The following is a 17882-nucleotide window of genomic DNA, read 5'->3' as shown; positions in this document are numbered from 1 at the left end:
TCGTCATCCGTCATCCAGAAAAACGCCGAGACCTCAGGTTGTCGGGGCTGCTGCGCAGCCCAGCGGGAGCAAGCTCCCTCGCCACGGGGACGTTTTTACATCCATGAGACATTCAACATGACCGACACCGCCCATTTTCCCCTCTCCGCCGTGGTCGGCGCCGATGCGCTGAAACTGGCCCTGTGCCTGGCGGCGATCGATCCGAAGATCGGCGGTGTGCTGATCGAAGGTCCACGGGGGATGGCCAAGTCCACGCTGGCCCGGGGCCTGGCGGATCTGCTGGCAAGCGGTCAGTTCGTGACCTTGCCACTGGGCGCCACCGAAGAGCGGCTGGTGGGCACTCTCGACCTGAACGCCGCACTTGGGGAAGGGCGCGCGCAATTTTCCCCCGGCGTGCTGGCCAAGGCCGACGGTGGCGTGCTGTATGTCGATGAGGTGAACCTGTTGCCGGATCACCTGGTGGACCTGCTGTTGGACGTCGCCGCCAGCGGCACCAACCTGATCGAGCGCGACGGCATTTCCCACCGGCATCCGGCGCGTTTCGTGCTGATCGGCACCATGAACCCGGAAGAGGGCGAACTGCGTCCGCAATTGCTCGATCGTTTCGGCCTGAACGTGGCGCTTGATGGCCACACGGCGCCTGCCGAGCGCGGGCAGATCATTCGGCGGCGGCTGGATTTCGACAGCGATCCGGCGGCGTTCTGCGCCGAGTGGGAAACCGCCCAACGACAGTTGCGTGAACGCTGCCAACAGGCGCGCGTGCGGTTGGCCGGGATCCCATTGGATGACATGGCGCTGGAGCAGATTACCGAGCGTTGTTTCGCCGCTGGGGTCGATGGCTTGCGCGCCGACCTCGTCTGGTTGCGGGCCGCCCGTGCTCATGCCGCCTGGCGTGGCGCGGACGCCATCGCAGCCGAAGACATCGACGCCGTCGCCGAGTTTGCCTTGCGCCATCGGCGCCGCGACCCTGCGTCCCCGGCCCCCGCGCCGTCCCAGGCACCGTCGCCGAGCCGGAATGAAGCGAGCGAGTCCGGCGAAGGCCAGGGCCAATGGGGTGACCTGCCGGCCCGGGCGCTGCCGAGCGGTGCCCGGCGTGACGTGCCGAGCTGGCCAAAAAAGCCCTAGGCATTCGCCCCCGGTCGTCCGCGGGGGCGAATGCCAGACCCCGTCCGGGACGGCTCGACCAGGGCCGCCAAGGCCACGGCAAAGCGGCCGCCAGCGGCGCAGTGGATTGGCCGGGCACGTTGCTCAAGGGACGTCCACGCCTGCTGGCGGATTTGCGTTTCAAATGGCGGCAGCGTTCAGCCCATGAGCTGTGGCTGGTGATCGTCGATGCGTCGGCCTCGACCCGCCGCCATCGCGCCCTGAGTGACGGCAAGGGCCTGCTGGCCCAACTGTTCGATGACGCCTACCGACAACGTGCGCGGTTGGCGCTGTTGACCGCCAGCGGCGCCGCGCCGAGGTGGCAAGTGCAGGGGCTCAAAGCCTCTACTGGCCTGGGCGCTTGGCTCGACGCGCTGGGCGCCGGCGGCGGCACGCCGTTGCTGGCGGCGCTGGACGAGGCGCAGCGCTGGCTCATGGTTCGGCGCAAACGTTATCCGGCGGAGCAGCAGCGGGTGTTGCTGATGACCGATGGACGAATCAAGGACGGGCTGGGCGTGCCGCCTCTCGAATGCCCGTGCCTGCTGATCGACATCGAGCGCGGCCCGATTCGCCTGGGTAGGGCAAGGCAACTGGCGGGGCAGTTGGGGGCTGAGTATCGGCATATCGATGAAGCGCACTGACTGAACTTTGCGGTGTAACGACAGGCCCCTTCGCGAGCAGGCTCGCTCCCACAGGGTGACGGTGTTTGCATTGGTTATGTGCCCACAGCGAAACCAATGTGGGAGCGAGCCTGCTCGCGAAGGCATCACCTCGGTCCAGGACCTCTATGTTCAATCTGCATCACTGCTCTATGCTCAGGCAGTCTCCACAGGAGTGAACCATGCGCGTACTGGTCACCAACGCGAAGGACGATTTCCGGGTCAAGGCCTATGCCGGCACCAACGGCGTGTTGCTCGCCATGGACCTGGCCGAGCCCCGGCGCAAGGGGCTGCTGGGTTTTGCCATCGAGAAACAGCAGGGCGCCAAGCCCTGGCTGTTCCTGTTCAACAGCCTGACGTTCCCCGACAAGGCCCACACCTTTCCCCAGTTCCATGCCACGCCCAGCGACAAGGCGCCCTTGCAGAAATTTCGCTGGGCCGATTACGCCGTCAACCCTGGCGTGACGATTCATTATCGCGTGCACCTGGCCTACGGCAGCGCCGATGCGCCGCAACTGGGCGAATCCCTCGAAGTGAGCGTGACCAGCGATGACGGCCAGCCGGCCAACCAGCGGGTCATCTTCAATCGCGCGGTGGCCGCCAGTCAGGCGTTCCAGCGCAAGTTTCCCGAACTGGACGCACTCATTGACGCCAACAAGAACCTGTCCATCGACGACTGGCCCGACGCGCCGCGGCGCTGGCTGGAAAACGGCTTGCTGGGACGCCTCACCGGCTTCATCGACCGTGCGCTCGATGCCAACTGGGCGCTGGACGTCGCCATTTATGAGTACGAATTACCGGTGATCGTCGATGCGGTGAACGCTGCCCATGCCCGTGGTGCACGGGTCAGGGTGCTGTACCACGCCGAACCGGGGGATGACGGTACGCTGCGCAACGAAGCCAGCCTGGAAAAACTGCCGGCGGTAAACAAGCGTGGGCGGGTCACCCACAATATCTTCCACGACAAGTTCATCGTGCTGAGCAAAGTCGAAGGCAACGCGTCGCTGAAACCCGAGGCGGTGCTGTGCGGCAGCGCCAATTTCACTGCCAATGGCATCTACCGCCAGGCCAATGTCATTCATGTGCTGGACGACCCGCGCATCAGCGCCAGTTACCTTCAGGTGTTCGAGCAGATCTGGGCCACACCGGAGGATGTCGATGCCACGCGCCAATGGCTGACCCGCAACAACCCCATGGATGCAGACGAGAAACTGTTTGCCGGTTTCTCGCCGCGTACCGGGCACGGCGATCTGGATCGCTTCGTCGACATCATCGACGGTGCGCGCAAGGACCTGCTGTTCGTCACGGCGTTTGCCTTGCCCGACCGGATCCTTGATGCCTTGCTCGGCCAGCCCAATGACGACGTGCTGCGCTACGGCCTGCAAAATACCACCAGCCGCATCAGCGGTTTTCACGCCGACCGCACCGCCGAATTCGCCGCCACCGCGTTGCTCAATACTGGCCTGGAAGGTTGGCTCAGGGAAAACATGAAAGGCCAGAAAGGCAACCTGCTGGTGCATACCAAAGCTGTGGTCACCGATTTCACCAGCGATGCGCCTACCATCATCAGCGGTAGCCATAATCTCAGCATCGCGGCGAGCAACGGCAACGACGAGAACTACCTCATCATCCAGGGCGACACCGACCTAGCCGATCGTTACGGGCTCGAACTGCTGCGTTTCTACGAGCATTACCGCTTTCGTTACTTCGCGAAAAAACTCGCCCTCAAGCAGGTCAAGCCGCTGGCGGTGGATGACAGCTGGAGCGACGACTATTACCGCGAGGGGGATCTGCGAATGTTGTCCAGGGTGAGGTTTTGCGGGCGTTGAGCAGTAGCGAGAGCCGGTTTGGAGTGCTATTTTTAGCACCATTAAAAGTGCTCGAGGATATCTCATGACCCATATCGTGCTTTCTCAAGTGGTAGCCAGCATCTCCGAACTCAAGAAAAACCCCATGGGCACCGTTGCTGCAGGCGGAGGATTATCTGTAGCGATCCTCAACCGTAACGAGCCGGCTTTTTACTGTGTCCCTGCCAAAGAGTATGAAGCCATGATGGAGCGGCTTGAGGACATCGAGCTGGTTGCCCTTTGCCGCGAGCGGGAGAATGACCCAACGATTAAGGTTTCTCTCGATGACTTATGAGTTGGAGTTTTTTGATAACGCATGAAACAGGCAATTTGCGGCGGTAGGCGTGGAACGACTCCAGTGCTAGCATAGGGCCATCTATCAGCCTGGAAGCTGTCATGAAGCTCTGTCATGGAAAGTTCTTTCTGCTTCGCACCGGTGTCGCGGTCCTGTTGTTGGCCCTGGGCACTTCGGCCATCGCTGCCAACCAGCCGTGTTCCGGACGCAAGGGCGGCATTGCCGGATGTGACGGCGATACGTTCCTGTGCAATGACGGCTCCATCAGTGCTTCGAAAAGGTCCTGTTCCGCTGTGCTGGGGCTTCGCAATGAGGCTCGCCCGCAACCGCTGCTCAAGTCATCAGACGGCTGCCAATGCGGCAGCGGCAATTATTGCGTCGGTCCCCGGGGCGGGGTCTATTGCCTCACACCCGGCGGCAGCAAGAGTTACAAGCGTAAATAGACCGACTCCTTCCCAAGGCGCCGCAAATCCAAGTGGGAGCGAGCCTGCTCGCGAAAGCGTCAGGTCAGTCGGCATCGTTGTCGGCTGAGACACCGCCATCGCGAGCAGGCTCGCTCCCACAGGGCTAGCCACCCGCAGCGGCACCGATTTGGGGCCTCGCTACCCGCATCCGTGGCCAACGGTAGCAATTACGCAGCGACCCGCCGGGATGCCCTCTGGCGTTGTGTTTTTCCATCTCGCTGATTTTCCTCACATTCCATTTTTCCCACCCATGCGCGCCATGCCTGTGGCACACTTTCTGCTGTCTATTCCGTTGTTACATACCATGTTCCGGTATAGCGGAATAAACTCATCCTGGAGTGCTTGCCATGCAATGCCGACCTTCCTTGTTCAAAGCGTGTGTTTTTCTCTTCGCGGCCACGACGGCTGCCATGGGTGTCGCTCAGGCGGCCGACAGCAAGCTGGACAGCGTGCTGCAACGGGGGAAATTGATCGTAGGCACGGGCAGCACCAATGCGCCGTGGCACTTCCAGGGAGCGGATGGCAAGTTGCAGGGGTTCGATATCGATATCGCGCGGATCGTCGCCAAGGGTTTGTTCAATGACCCGGAAAAAGTCGAGTTCGTGGTGCAGTCTTCCGATGCACGGATTCCCAACCTGCTGACCGACAAGGTCGACATGAGCTGCCAGTTCATTACGGTCACCGCCAGCCGAGCCCAACAGGTGGCATTTACCTTGCCGTACTACCGCGAAGGTGTAGGCCTGCTACTGCCGGCCAACAGCAAGTTCAAGGAAATCGAAGACCTCAAGGCCGCCGGCGACGACGTCACCGTGGCGGTGCTGCAGAACGTCTACGCCGAAGAACTGGTACACCAGGCGCTGCCCCAGGCCAAGGTCGACCAGTACGACAGCGTCGACCTGATGTATCAGGCGGTGAACTCCGGCCGTGCCGATGCCGCTGCCACCGACCAGTCCTCGGTCAAATACCTGATGGTGCAGAACCCCGGTCGCTATCGCAGCCCGGCCTATGCCTGGAGTCCGCAAACCTATGCCTGCGCGGTCAAGCGCGGCGACCAGGACTGGTTGAACTTCGTCAACACTGCGCTGCATGAAGCCATGACCGGTGTGGAATTCCCCACCTACGCTGCATCGTTCAAACAGTGGTTCGGCGTCGAGCTGCCATCGCCGGCGATCGGTTTCCCCGTTGAATACAAATGACCCAGTGAGCGTGGGGCGCCAGCGTTGGGCGCCCCGTCGAAGGTACTGCCGACCATGAATTATCAGTTGAACTTTGCCGCCGTCTGGCGCGATTTCGACACGCTGCTGGCGGGGCTTGGCCTGGGGCTTTCCCTCGCGCTGGTGTCGATCGCGATCGGTTGTGTGATCGGCCTGCTGCTGGCGTTCGCGCTGTTGAGCAAGCACCGCGTACTGCGGTTGTTGGCCTCGGTGTATGTCACGGTGATCCGCAATACGCCGATCCTGGTGCTGATCCTGCTGATCTACTTCGCCTTGCCGAGCCTGGGTATTCGCCTGGACAAGCTGCCGTCGTTCGTCATCACGCTTTCGCTGTACGCCGGGGCCTACCTCACCGAAGTGTTCCGTGGCGGCCTGGTGAGTATTCACAAAGGGCAGCGGGAAGCAGGTCTGGCGATCGGCCTGGGCGAATGGCAGGTAAAGGCCTACGTCACCGTGCCGGTGATGCTGCGCAACGTGCTGCCTGCGTTGTCCAACAACTTCATTTCGCTGTTCAAGGACACCTCGCTGGCGGCGGCGATTGCCGTGCCGGAGCTGACCTACTATGCCCGCAAGATCAACGTGGAAAGCTACCGGGTGATTGAAACCTGGCTGGTCACCACGGCCCTGTATGTCGCGGCCTGTTACCTCATTGCCATGTTGCTGCGTTACTTCGAGCAGCGCCTGGCGATCCGCCGTTAGGAGCGTTCCATGTACCAATCCCCTAGTTGGTTGCAGGAGTTGTGGGTCGCCCGGGAGACTTTGTGGGCCGGTTTCCTGACCAGCGTGCAATGTTCGGCGCTGGCGATTGTGTTGGGCACCTTGATCGGCGTCGTCGCCGGGTTGGCGCTGACTTACGGGCGGGTCTGGATGCGCGCGCCGTTTCGTTTCTACGTCGACCTGATTCGTGGCACGCCAGTGTTCGTGCTGGTCCTGGCCTGCTTCTACATGGCCCCGGGCCTGGGTTGGCAGATCGGTGCGTTCGAGGCTGGCGTCCTCGGATTGACGCTGTTCTGCGGCTCCCACGTGGCCGAGATCGTGCGCGGTGCCTTGCAGGCACTGCCGCGTGGGCAAATGGAAGCGAGCCAGGCCATCGGCCTGACATTCTTCCAATCGCTCGCTTATGTGCTGTTGCCCCAGGCCCTGCGGCAGATCCTGCCGACCTGGGTGAATTCCTCCACCGAGATCGTCAAGGCCTCGACCCTGCTGTCGGTGATCGGTGTCGCCGAACTGCTGCTCAGCACCCAGCAGATCATCGCCCGAACCTTCATGACCCTGGAGTTCTACCTGTTCGCCGGTTTTCTCTTTTTCATCATCAACTACGCCATCGAATTGCTCGGGCGGCACATTGAAAAGCGGGTGGCCTTGCCATGACTGACGTTTCCCTTTCAAACGCGCAACCGCTGCTGGATATCCGTGGCCTGCGCAAACAATACGGCCCGCTGGAAGTGCTCAAGGGCGTGGACCTGAGCATGCAGCGCGGCAACGTGGTGACGCTGATCGGCTCCAGTGGCTCGGGCAAGACCACGCTGCTGCGTTGCGTCAACATGCTCGAAGAATTCCAGGGTGGGCGGATCGTGCTCGACGGCGAGTCCATCGGCTATGACGAGGTGGACGGCAAGCGCGTGCGTCACGCCGAAAAAGTCATCGCCCGGCACCGGGCCATGACCGGGATGGCCTTCCAGCAATTCAACCTGTTCCCGCATCTGAGCGCTTTACAGAACGTTACCCTGGGCCTGCTCAAAGTGAAAAAACTGCCGAAGGACGAAGCGGTGGCCCTGGCCGAGAAATGGCTGCAGCGGGTCGGCCTGCTGGAACGGCGCGATCACTTTCCCGGTCAGTTGTCCGGCGGCCAGCAGCAGCGCGTGGCGATTGCCCGGGCGATCGCGATGAACCCCAGCCTGATGTTGTTCGACGAAGTGACCTCGGCCCTGGATCCGGAGCTGGTCGGCGAGGTGCTGAACGTGATCAAGGGCCTGGCCGAAGACGGCATGACCATGCTGCTGGTGACCCACGAAATGCGCTTTGCCTTCGAGGTCTCCGACAAGATCGTTTTCATGAACCAGGGCCGCATCGAAGAGCAGGGGCCGCCGAAGGAATTGTTCGAGCGCCCTCAATCGCCGCGCCTGGCGGAATTTCTCAAGAACACCCGTTTTTAAGTCCATCCAATAAGGAGTAACTCATGAGCATTACGCGCTATGGCACCGGCAGCACCGCGGGCGGCGGACAGCCGCGGCCCTTCGCTCGCGCCGTGGAGGCCGATGGCTGGTTGCACGTGTCCGGCCAGGTGCCCGCGCTGAACGGCGAGATTGTCGCTGGCGGCATCGTCGAGCAGACGCACCAGACCATGAAGAACCTGATCGCCATTCTCGAAGAGGCCGGCTATGGCCTGGAAGATGTTGTGCGCTGCGGCGTCTGGCTGGATGACCCACGGGATTTCTGGAGTTTCAACAAGGTCTTCGGCGAGTACTTCAGCCCCGAACACGCCCCGGCCCGGGCCTGTGTGCAGGCGAGCATGATGGTTGACTGCAAGGTCGAGATCGATTGCATCGCCTACAAGAAAAAGGCCTGAACACGATATTCTGGCGAGGCCACTTTCCGTGGCGAGGGAGCTTGCTCCCGCTGGCCTGCGCAGCAGGCCCATTTTTACGACTGCTGCGCAGCCGAGCGGGAGCAAGCTCCCTCGCCACAAGGGTTTTTGCCCGATGAAAATTGAGATCTCAGGAACCGCAGACATGACCGAAGACACCATCAAACGCCGGGCCCGGGGATTGGATCGGGCGTTCGATATCCTCGATTTCCTCAAGGAAATCGGCCAGCCGCTGCGCCCGAATGATATTGCCAGCGGCATCGGCAGCCCCAAGTCCACGGTCTACGAACTGGTGGCGTCGCTGCTCGAGCGGCGCATTCTCGAGCCGGTCGGCAAGGACGGCCACGTCTACCTGGGGCGGCAGTTGTATTTTCTCGGGCAGGCGCACCTGCGGCATTTCGACCTCAGCCGCGAGGCCGACCAGGCCTTGCAAGAGATCGTACGCCAGACCCGCGAAACCGCGCAGATGTGCCTGCTCAACGGGCGCAAATACACCGTCGCGCTGATGAAGGAAGGCGAGCGGCACTTTCGCATTTCCTCGGACATCGGTGAGAACGCGCCGATCCCCTGGACCGCGTCCGGGCGCCTGCTGCTGGCGCATCTGAGCGACCAGCAGATCGTCGACCTGATCGACCCCGACGACTTCATCCTGCCGGGCGGCGAGCGTTTGCCCCTGGAGCAGTTTCTCAAGGAAATCCGCCAGGCCGGTGTCGATGGATTTTTCTCCTTCGACAGTGTGGCCGACACCTTCACGCATTGCTTCGCCGCGCCGGTCAAAGACCCCAGTGGCGTGGCCATCGCGACGCTGTGCATCGTCGCCCCGAGGGCTGACGCCAAGAACAATTATGCCGACTACCGCCGGGTGCTGATCGAGAGCGCCAACAACCTGGCCCGTCGCATCAACGAATAGACAGCCGCGGCTGTATGAGGAGTTCGAACATGTCTTCTGCCATTGATAACGCCGGTGTCGAAAAGGGCGCCGCTTCCCCGGGCGCCCATCTGCTGCGCGATGTCAGCCTGCCAGCTCTGGTACTGCATCGTGAGGCGCTGGAGCACAACATTCGCTGGATGCAGGAGTTCGTCAGCGACAGCGGCGCCGAGCTGGCGCCCCACGGCAAGACCAGCATGACCCCGACGCTGTTTCGTCGCCAGCTTGAGGCCGGTGCCTGGGGCCTGACCCTGGCCACCGCAGTGCAGACCCGCGCCGCCTACGCCCATGGCGTGCGCCGGGTGCTGATGGCCAATCAATTGGTAGGCCGGCCGAACATGGCGCTGATCGCCGATCTGCTGGCCGACCCGGCGTTCGAATTCCATTGCCTGGTGGATCATCCGGACAACGTCGCCGAACTGGGGGCTTATTTCGCCACGCACGGCGCACGGTTGAACGTGATGATCGAGTACGGCGTGGTCGGCGGTCGTTGTGGTTGCAGGACCGAAGCCGAGGTACTTGCGCTGGCCGAGGCCATCGGTGCGCAACCGGCGTTGGCCTTGACCGGTATCGAAGGTTACGAAGGGGTGATCCACGGCGATCACGCCATCAGCGGCATCCGGGCGTTCGCCGGGTCCCTCGTTGGGCTGGCGATGCAGTTGCAGGACAGCGGCACGTTTGCCAACGACAAACCCATCATCACCGCCTCGGGTTCGGCCTGGTACGACCTGATCGCAGAATCCTTCGAGGCGCGCAATGCCCACGGGCGCTTCCTCAGCGTGTTGCGACCTGGCAGTTATGTGGCCCACGACCATGGCATCTACAAGGAGGCGCAATGCTGTGTGCTGGAGCGCCGCAGTGACCTGCACGAAGGCTTGCGTCCAGCGCTGGAAGTCTGGGCTCACGTGCAATCGCTGCCGGAGCCGGGCTTTGCGGTAATTGCCCTGGGCAAGCGCGACGTGGCCTACGACGCCGGGTTGCCGGTGCCGCTCAAGCGCTACACGCCGGGTTCGGAATCGGCGACGGGGGACGACGTCAGCGGCTGCAAGGTGACCGCGGTGATGGACCAGCATGCGTTCATGAGCGTTGCACCGGGCGTTGAACTGCGGGTGGGCGACATCATTGCGTTCGGCACGTCCCATCCGTGCCTGACGTTCGACAAGTGGCGGGTGGGGTGTCTGGTGGATGAGGGGTTGCGGGTGGTCGAGAGCATGGAGACTTGTTTTTAAGAGTTGAGACCGAGTCGCGGCCTTCGCGAGCAGGCTCGCTCCCACAATTGGATCGCGGGTGACCAAGCGATCACCTGTGGGAGCGAGCCTGCTCGCGAAAGCGGCCCGCAACACACCGCTGAAATATCAGGATAACTCATGAGCAACACCAGACCCCGCATCGCCCTCATCGGCGAATGCATGATCGAACTGCAACACCGCGCCGACGGCAGCCTGCAGCAAAGCTTCGGCGGCGATACGCTGAACGCCGCGGTCTACCTGGCCCGGGCGTTGGGCGACAACGGCGCTGTGGATTACGTCACCGCGCTGGGCGACGACAGTTTCAGCGATGCCATGTGCCAGGGCTGGGCCGCCGAAAACATTGGTTTGGGCATGGTCCAGCGCTTGCCTGGGCGCCTGCCGGGCCTGTATTGCATCCAGACCGACGCGACGGGCGAGCGCCGCTTCCTGTACTGGCGCAACGAGGCGGCGGTGCGTGATTGCTTCACCTCGCCAGCCGCCGCGCCGATTCTCGCAGCGTTGGCCGACTACGATGTGCTGTATTTCAGCGGCGTGACCCTGGCGGTAATTGGCGAGCAGGGCCGGCGCAAACTCATCGACACGCTGGTCGAGGCGCGTCGGCGCGGGGCCCAGGTGGTGTTCGACAACAACTACCGGCCGAGGCTCTGGGCCTCGGTCGAGGCGGCCCGTGCGGCTTATCGCAGCGTGCTGCCCTACGTCGAGCTGGCGTTGTTGACCGTGGACGACGAACAGGCGCTGTTCGGCCATGCCGACAGCGAGGCGGTGTTCGCTGCCTATGCACAGTTGGGTACACCGGAAGTGGTGCTCAAGCGCGGCGGCGAGGCTTGTCTGATTCGTTGCGACGGCCGGTCATATGAGGTGCCTGCCCTGCGGGTCGAGCGGGTGGTGGACACGACGGCGGCGGGAGACTCGTTCAGCGCCGCCTACCTGGCGAGCCGCTTGCTCGGCGGCAGCCCGGCGGAAGCCGCCGAGGCCGGGCATTTGCTGGCGAGCCGGGTGATTCAGGTGCCGGGGGCGTTGATTCCCCGGCAGTGACATCACGTCCCTGTGGCGAGGGAGCTTGCTCCCGCTGGCCTGCGCAGCAGGCCCATCCTTTGCGACTGCTGCGCAGCCGAGCGGGAGCAAGCTCCCTCGCCACAAAGGGCCGGTCCGCGCCCGGCATCGCTTCAGTCGCGGTAAAACACCTGCACCAGGTGATAGCCGAACTTGCTCTTGATCGGTCCGTGCACCACCCGCAGCGGTTTCTTGAAAATCACCGCATCGATCGCGCCGACCATCTGCCCAGGGCGTACCTCACCCAAGTCCCCGCCGCGCTTGCCGGAGGGGCAGGTGGAGTACTTTTTTGCCAACACGTCAAACGCTTCGCCCTTGGCGATGCGTTGCTTGAGCTGTTCGGCTTCTTCGGCGGTTTTCACCAGGATATGGCGGGCTTGGGCTTTCATTGCAGCGGTGACCTGAGCGGTGCAAAAGGGCGGCGATTATGCCTCAAGTCAGCTGCCATGGTTGATCATCGTCCGAATCTTGTTGGCCAGGAGATCGAGGGTGAACGGCTTGGCAACCATGTCCATGCCTTGCTCGAGGAACCCCTGGCGCTCGGTGGCTTTCTGCGCATAACCGGTCATGAACAGGACTTTCAAATCAGGCCGGTGCTGACGGGCGATTTCAGCCAGCTGCCGGCCGTTCATGCCTGGCAGGCCGACATCGGTCACCAGCAGGTCGATGCGCTGCCCGGATTCCAGCAACAGCAGAGCCTGCCGGCCGTCCTCGGCTTCGAGGGCGGTGTAGCCCAAGGTGGCCAGCAGGTCGAGCACGAGCATGCGCACCGCCGGTTCGTCTTCGACCAGCAACACGGTTTCCCCGGCAATGGCCGGCGGCGCGTCCGTGGCCGCCGGCGCTGCGGGTTGTTCGGTCGCGGCAACGCGCAGCCGCGGCAAGTACAGCTGCACCCGCGTGCCCTGGCCTGGCACGCTGTCCAGGCTCAGGTGTCCGCCGGACTGCTGGGCAAAGCCGTAGATCATCGAAAGACCGAGGCCGGTGCCCTGGCCGATGGGCTTGGTGGTGAAGAACGGATCGAAGGCCTTGGCCAGCACGGCGGGAGTCATGCCGCTGCCGTTGTCGCGCACGGCGATCATCACGTAATCCCCGGCCTTGACCGGTTCCAGCGTGCTGATGTCGCTGCCGTCGAGGTAGACGTTGGCGGTTTCGATGGTCAACTCGCCGCCGTCGGGCATCGCGTCCCTGGCGTTGATCACCAAGTTGAGCAGGGCGTTTTCCAGTTGGCTGGCATCGGTACTGACCGGCCACAGCTCGTCGGCCAGTTCAAGCCGCAGCACGATGTGATCGCCGGTGGTACGGCTCAACAGGTCTTCGAGTGAGCGCACCAGGCCATTGGCGTCCAAGGGTTTGCGGTCCAGCGACTGGCGCCGGGAAAAGGCCAGCAGGCGATGGGTCAGGGCCGCGGCACGGTTGGCCGAGGAGATGGCCGCTTCGGTAAACCGGCCTATCTCGGCGGCGCGGCCCGAGGCGATGTAGCGCTGCATCAGGTCCAGGCTGCCGAGAATACCGGTGAGCATATTGTTGAAGTCATGGGCAATGCCGCCGGTGAGCTGGCCCACCGCTTCCATTTTCTGCGCATGGCGCAGCGCTTCTTCGGCGCGTTCGCGCTCGAACATCTCGCTTTGCAGGCGATGGTTGGCCTCGGCCAGTTGCTGGGTGCGGGCGATTACCCGTTCCTCCAGCGTTTCGTTGAGATTACGCAGCGCTTCTTCGGTTTTCTTGCGCTCGGTTTCGTCGATCACGAAGATGTAGAAGCCGTTCACCGCGCCGTCACTGCCATGGCGCGGCAGGTAGTTGATCAATGCATGCCGTGGCCGGCCATCGCGATGGGCCGACTGCACGGTGAAACTGCACGGCTTGCCCGCCAGGGCGCCGGCGATCTGTTCGGCGCGCGCCGCGTACGCTTCGTCGCCGATGACCTCGCGAATGGTCTTGCCGTACAGCTCCTGCGGGGTCAGCCCGTACCAGTTCAGGTAGGCGCTGTTGTTCAGGCGGAAACGCTCTTCGCGATCGACATAGCTGATCAGCACCGGCATGGCGTTGATGATCAGTTGCAGCTCGGTCTGGCTCTGGCGCAGGGCGTGCTCGGTGCGCTTGCGCTCGGTAAGGTCCAGCGCCGCGCCAAGGAAGCGCTTGGGCCGGCCGTGGCGATCCTTGTAGCAGCGCCCGCGCACGAATACCCAGCGCAGTTCACCGTCGGGCTGCAGCAGCCGGTACTCCTCGGCATATTCGGTGCCGTGGGTGATGCAATGCTTGATGCTGCGCGCGACCATCGCCCGGTCTTCGGGGTGCACGCCTTCCAGGTACGCGCTGATCGGCAGTTGCCGCGACAGGCTCGGATCGACGCCATGCAGCAGGGCGAAATGCGCATCGGCGATGAAGCGGTCTTCGCTGATGTCCCAGTCCCAGGTCCCCAGCGCATCGGTGGCCGCCAGCGCCAGTTGCAAGCGCTCCTCGCTTTCCTGCTGAGCCTTGAGGCTGGCCTCGGAACGCCGCTCGAATTCCTGGGCCAGCCGGCGTCTTTCGCTGGTCTCGATGGCCGTGACCAGGATGCCGGCGACACTGGCGCTTTCGTCGTGTATCGGGCTGTAGGTCAGGTCGAGCCACACGTCACAGAGGCGGCCACTGAAGGGCATGCGCCACCGTTTGTCGCGGCAGGCGTACATGCGCCCTTGCAACACGCTGTGATAAATCCCCTCGGTCTCGCCCCGAAGTTCAGGCCAGGCCGTGTGGGTGGGCTGGCCGAAGGCCCTGGGGTGCTTGTCGCCGACCAGCCGGGCATAGGCGTCGTTGTACAGATGGGTCAGCTGCGGCCCCCACAGCACGGCCATCGGCATGGGCGAGTGGAGCATGATGTCCACGGCGGTGCGCAGGCTCTGTGGCCAGGTATCGATGGCGCCCAAGGGGCTGGCGGTCCAGTCCTGACGGGCGATCAATTGCTGTGTGTCGCTGCCGGCGGGTATTGCATTCATCACGGGAGTTCCTGGATGTTCATATCGATGCGGCGGCTTCTACTATCCTCTGGAGAAGGTAAGCGCGGGTTGATCTGAAGTTTTTCTGGCTCGGGTCAACGTGTCCATTGAAGTTTGCGGAAGTTTTTCAGGCCATGGAAATTGATCCCTTGTTACGCATCCTGGCAAGCCAGGACGGTTCCGACCTCTACATGTCCACCGGTGCACCGCCCTGCGCGCGTTTTGAAGGTGTGCTCAAGCCGCTGAGCAACCAGGCGTTCAAGGTCGGCGACATCGCCGGGCTCGCCGAGTCATTGATGGACGCCGAACAGCGCCTTGAGTTCGATCGGGAACTGGAAATGAACCTGGCGATTTCCCTGGCCGGTGTCGGGCGGTTCCGGGTCAACATCTTCAAACAGCGCAACGACGTGTCCATGGTGATACGCAACGTCAAGCTGGACATCCCGCGCTTCGAAGACCTGAAGCTGCCCAAGGTGCTGCTGGAAACCATCATGCAGAAGCAGGGGCTGATGTTGTTCGTCGGTGCGACGGGCTCGGGCAAGTCGACCTCCCTGGCGGCGCTGATCGATTACCGCAACCGCAACAGCAGCGGCCACATCATCACCATCGAGGACCCGGTGGAGTATATCCATCGGCATAAGAAATCGATCGTCAACCAGCGGGAAGTCGGGGTGGACACGCGCAGTTTTCATGCCGCGCTCAAGAATACCTTGCGCCAGGCGCCGGACGTGGTGCTGATCGGCGAAATCCGCGACCGGGAAACCATGGAGCATGCCCTGGCCTTTGCCGACACCGGCCATCTGGTGATTTCCACCCTGCATGCCCACAACGCCAACCAGGCCCTGGACCGGGTGATCAATTTTTTCCCGGAAGAACGCCGGGCGCAACTGCTGCACGACTTGGGCAACAACCTAAAGGCGTTTGTTTCCCAGCGCCTGGTGCGCACCCGCGGCGGTCAGCGGCGGGCGGCGGTGGAGGTGATGCTGGGCTCGCCGACGGTGGCCGACCTGATCCGGCGCAACGAGCTGGGCGAGCTCAAGGGCATCATGGAAAAGTCCGAGGAACTGGGCATGCAGACGTTCGACCAGGCATTGTTCAACCTGGTGGTCGAAGGCGCCATCGATGAGGAAGAAGCGCTGAAAAATGCCGATTCGGCAAACAACCTGCGTTTGCGCTTGAAGCTGCATGCGGAGACGGATGCCGCGCCGCCGGCCGATCCGCCGGCGGGGGAATGGGGACTGATGGATTGAGGTGACCCGTTGTGGCGAGGGGATTTATCCCCGCTGGGGCGCGTAGCGGCCCGAAACCAGCCCCTCGATATGTCAGACCTCAGCATGGGGCTGCTTCGCAGCCCAGCGGGGATAAATCCCCTCGCCACGAAGATCGTTTGCGATGCTTAGGACGCTAGCTCCGGCCGCCCGCGAAACTGCTCCAGCGCCTCGGGATTGGCCAGCGCATCGGTGTTCTTCACCGCCTCGCCATGCACCACGTTACGCACGGCCAGTTCCACCACTTTTCCGCTGATCGTGCGCGGAATGTCGCTGACGGCGAGGATTTTCGCCGGTACATGGCGCGGCGTCGTGTTGGCGCGGATGACCTGGCGAATCTTCTGCTCCAGGGCATCGTCCAGCACGACGCCATCACGCAGGCGCACGAACAGCACCACTCGTACGTCACTCTGCCATTGCTGGCCAATGGCGACGCTGTCGAGGACCTCTTCGACTTTTTCCACCTGCCGATAGATTTCCGCCGTGCCAATGCGCACGCCACCGGGGTTGAGCACCGCGTCGGAGCGTCCGTGGATCAGCAAGCCGCCGTGGGCCAGTTCTTCGGCGTAGTCCCCTTGGGCCCACACTCCGGGAAACTGGCTGAAATAGGAGGCGCGAAGTTTATCCTGGCGCGGGTCGTTCCAGAGCCCGATGGGCATCGCCGGAAAATGCCGGGTGCAGACCAGCTCGCCTTTCTCGCCGATCACCGCCTCGCCGGCCTCGTTCCAGACCTGCACCGCCATGCCCAGGCTCTTGCCCTGCATCTCGCCCCGGCGCACGGCGGACAGCGGGTTGCCGTTGATGAAACAGGAGACGATATCGGTACCGCCGGACATCGAGGCCAGGCAAACGTCGGCCTTGAAATCGCGGTAAACGTAATCGTAGCTGTGGGGGGCGAGAGCCGAGCCGGTTGACAGGAGGGTCTTGAGGCTGCCCAGGTCATGGCTCTGGCGTGGCTGGATGCCTTGGCTTTCCAGGGCGGCGAGGTATTTCGGGCTGGTGCCGAACACGCTGATGCGCTGTTGGTCGATCAGGTCGAGCAGGCGTTCGGGGCCAGGGTGAAACGGCGAGCCGTCATACAGCACCACCGAGCTGCCCACCGCCAGGGCCGAGACCAGCCAATTCCACATCATCCAGCCGCAGGTGGTGTAGTAGAACAGCCGATCCCCGGGGCCGAGATCGACGTGCAGGCCATGTTCCTTCATATGCTGCAGCAGCACGCCGCCGGTACTGTGGACGATGCACTTCGGTACGCCGGTGGTGCCGCTGGAGTAGAGGATATACAACGGATGATCGAACGGCACGCTGGCGAACTCCGGCTCGCCACCGCTTTGATAAAAGTCCTCCCACAGCGCAACGCCGGCCTGGGTCTTGAAATCCTCGACGCGAGCATCGGGTCGGGCGTAAGGCAGCACGATCAACTGTTGCAGGGACGGCAGCCGCGCAAGGATCTCGTTCACCTTCGGGCGCTGGTCGATGACCTTGCCGGCATAACGATAACCGGCACAGGTAATCAAAACCTTGGGCTCGATCTGGCCGAACCGGTCGATGACGCCCTGGGTGCCGAAATCCGGCGATGAGCACGACCAGATCGCCCCCAGGCTCGTCGTGGCGAGCATGCCCACCAGCGTCTGCCAGGTGTTGGGCATGCAGGCAGCGACCCGGTCGCCCTGGGTCACGCCGGCGGCTTGCAGGCTTTTCTGCAGGCCGGCGACATGGGCGGCGAGTTCGGCCCAGGTCAGCGTTTGCTCGGTGCCGTCTTCATCGACGGCAACCACCGCCACGGTGTTATCGCGACGGCGCAGCAGATGTTCGGCGAAACTCAGCGTGGCCCCCGGGAACCAACGTGCGCTGGGCATGTGCGGGCCCTCCACCAGCCCTGCGGTGGGGCGCTGGTGAAAACGGATGTCGAAGAAGTCCACGATGGCCTGCCAGAAAGCCTCGCGCTGGTCGATGCTCCAGGCGTGCAGGGCCGGGTAATCGTTCAACTGCAGCGAGTGCCGTTCGTTGACGAACCGGCGCAAGGCGTCCATGCGCGACCGGGCGATGCGTTCGGGGCTGGGTTGCCAGAGGATGTCGGACATGGGATGCCTCTTGTTTTTTCGGGGCTTGCGAACATTGCAGCACACGGCGTTATTTATGGCGAGAAGCGCTTCCGTGGCGAGGGAGCTTGCTCCCGCTCGGCTGCGCAGCAGACGC

General features: G+C 63.0%; 17 protein-coding genes. 14 read left to right on the top strand and 3 right to left on the bottom strand.

The annotated features are described in order from the left end of the window. Positions 1-117 precede the first annotated feature (117 nt). The 13 genes from J3P96_RS17465 to J3P96_RS17405 all read left to right on the top strand — a co-directional run bounded on the left by J3P96_RS17465 (position 118) and on the right by J3P96_RS17405 (position 11422). Positions 118-1125, top strand: a complete 1008-nt coding sequence (locus J3P96_RS17465; RefSeq protein ID WP_434652614.1) for an ATP-binding protein — start codon at positions 118-120, stop codon at positions 1123-1125. A gap of 101 nt (positions 1126-1226) precedes the next feature. Beyond that, on the top strand, positions 1227-1784 hold the full coding sequence (locus J3P96_RS17460; RefSeq protein ID WP_434652612.1) for a vWA domain-containing protein: 558 nt from the start codon (positions 1227-1229) through the stop codon (positions 1782-1784). Positions 1785-1984: 200 nt separating this feature from the next. Next, positions 1985-3631, top strand: a complete 1647-nt coding sequence (locus J3P96_RS17455; protein ID WP_434652610.1) for a phospholipase D-like domain-containing protein — start codon at positions 1985-1987, stop codon at positions 3629-3631. Positions 3632-3695: 64 nt separating this feature from the next. After that, positions 3696-3944: a type II toxin-antitoxin system Phd/YefM family antitoxin gene (locus tag J3P96_RS17450; RefSeq protein ID WP_434603963.1), complete on the top strand. Its 249-nt coding sequence runs from the start codon at positions 3696-3698 to the stop codon at positions 3942-3944. A 101-nt stretch (positions 3945-4045) separates the two neighbouring features. Then, positions 4046-4387 carry a hypothetical protein gene (locus J3P96_RS17445; RefSeq protein ID WP_434652608.1) on the top strand — a complete coding sequence of 114 codons (342 nt, stop codon included), beginning with the start codon at positions 4046-4048 and terminating at the stop codon, positions 4385-4387. A 368-nt stretch (positions 4388-4755) separates the two neighbouring features. Beyond that, positions 4756-5604 carry a transporter substrate-binding domain-containing protein gene (locus J3P96_RS17440; RefSeq protein WP_434568888.1) on the top strand — a complete coding sequence of 283 codons (849 nt, stop codon included), beginning with the start codon at positions 4756-4758 and terminating at the stop codon, positions 5602-5604. Positions 5605-5658: 54 nt separating this feature from the next. Continuing rightward, positions 5659-6321: an amino acid ABC transporter permease gene (locus tag J3P96_RS17435; RefSeq protein WP_434568887.1), complete on the top strand. Its 663-nt coding sequence runs from the start codon at positions 5659-5661 to the stop codon at positions 6319-6321. A gap of 9 nt (positions 6322-6330) precedes the next feature. Continuing rightward, a complete protein-coding gene (locus J3P96_RS17430; RefSeq protein ID WP_434652606.1) occupies positions 6331-6993 on the top strand; it encodes an amino acid ABC transporter permease in 663 nt (220 codons plus the stop codon). Continuing rightward, positions 6990-7778: an amino acid ABC transporter ATP-binding protein gene (locus J3P96_RS17425; RefSeq protein WP_305495315.1), complete on the top strand. Its 789-nt coding sequence runs from the start codon at positions 6990-6992 to the stop codon at positions 7776-7778. Before J3P96_RS17430 ends, J3P96_RS17425 begins: the two co-directional genes overlap by 4 nt. A gap of 23 nt (positions 7779-7801) precedes the next feature. Further along, on the top strand, positions 7802-8191 hold the full coding sequence (locus J3P96_RS17420) for a RidA family protein (RefSeq protein WP_434652604.1): 390 nt from the start codon (positions 7802-7804) through the stop codon (positions 8189-8191). Between the two features lie 163 nt (positions 8192-8354). Next, positions 8355-9119, top strand: coding sequence for an IclR family transcriptional regulator (locus tag J3P96_RS17415; RefSeq protein ID WP_434624435.1), 765 nt, complete (start codon positions 8355-8357; stop codon positions 9117-9119). A gap of 29 nt (positions 9120-9148) precedes the next feature. Then, positions 9149-10366, top strand: coding sequence for an amino acid deaminase (locus J3P96_RS17410; protein ID WP_434652602.1), 1218 nt, complete (start codon positions 9149-9151; stop codon positions 10364-10366). A gap of 138 nt (positions 10367-10504) precedes the next feature. Next, a complete protein-coding gene (locus tag J3P96_RS17405; protein WP_434652600.1) occupies positions 10505-11422 on the top strand; it encodes a sugar kinase in 918 nt (305 codons plus the stop codon). 131 nt (positions 11423-11553) lie between these two features. Here the strand turns inward: J3P96_RS17405 and J3P96_RS17400 are convergent, their stop codons facing one another. Continuing rightward, complete coding sequence (locus J3P96_RS17400) at positions 11554-11829, bottom strand: peptidylprolyl isomerase (protein WP_019690952.1); 276 nt, start codon at positions 11827-11829, stop codon at positions 11554-11556. A gap of 48 nt (positions 11830-11877) precedes the next feature. After that, the gene (locus tag J3P96_RS17395) at positions 11878-14415 is read right to left on the bottom strand and encodes a PAS domain S-box protein (protein ID WP_434603977.1); all 2538 of its coding nucleotides are present in this window, start codon (positions 14413-14415) and stop codon (positions 11878-11880) included. A gap of 134 nt (positions 14416-14549) precedes the next feature. Between J3P96_RS17395 and J3P96_RS17390 the strand changes: the two genes are divergently transcribed. Next, positions 14550-15665 (top strand): PilT/PilU family type 4a pilus ATPase, encoded by a 1116-nt coding sequence (locus J3P96_RS17390; RefSeq protein WP_434652597.1) that lies wholly within the window; start codon positions 14550-14552, stop codon positions 15663-15665. A gap of 146 nt (positions 15666-15811) precedes the next feature. Here the strand turns inward: J3P96_RS17390 and J3P96_RS17385 are convergent, their stop codons facing one another. Continuing rightward, positions 15812-17767 carry an acetoacetate--CoA ligase gene (locus tag J3P96_RS17385; protein ID WP_434652595.1) on the bottom strand — a complete coding sequence of 652 codons (1956 nt, stop codon included), beginning with the start codon at positions 17765-17767 and terminating at the stop codon, positions 15812-15814. Positions 17768-17882 lie beyond the last annotated feature (115 nt).

It is taken from the genome of Pseudomonas sp. R3-56 (assembly GCF_051132075.1).
Classification (GTDB): Bacteria; Pseudomonadota; Gammaproteobacteria; order Pseudomonadales; family Pseudomonadaceae; genus Aquipseudomonas.
Note: the sequence above shows the minus strand (reverse complement) of the source record. Positions and strands in the feature narration are given on the sequence as shown.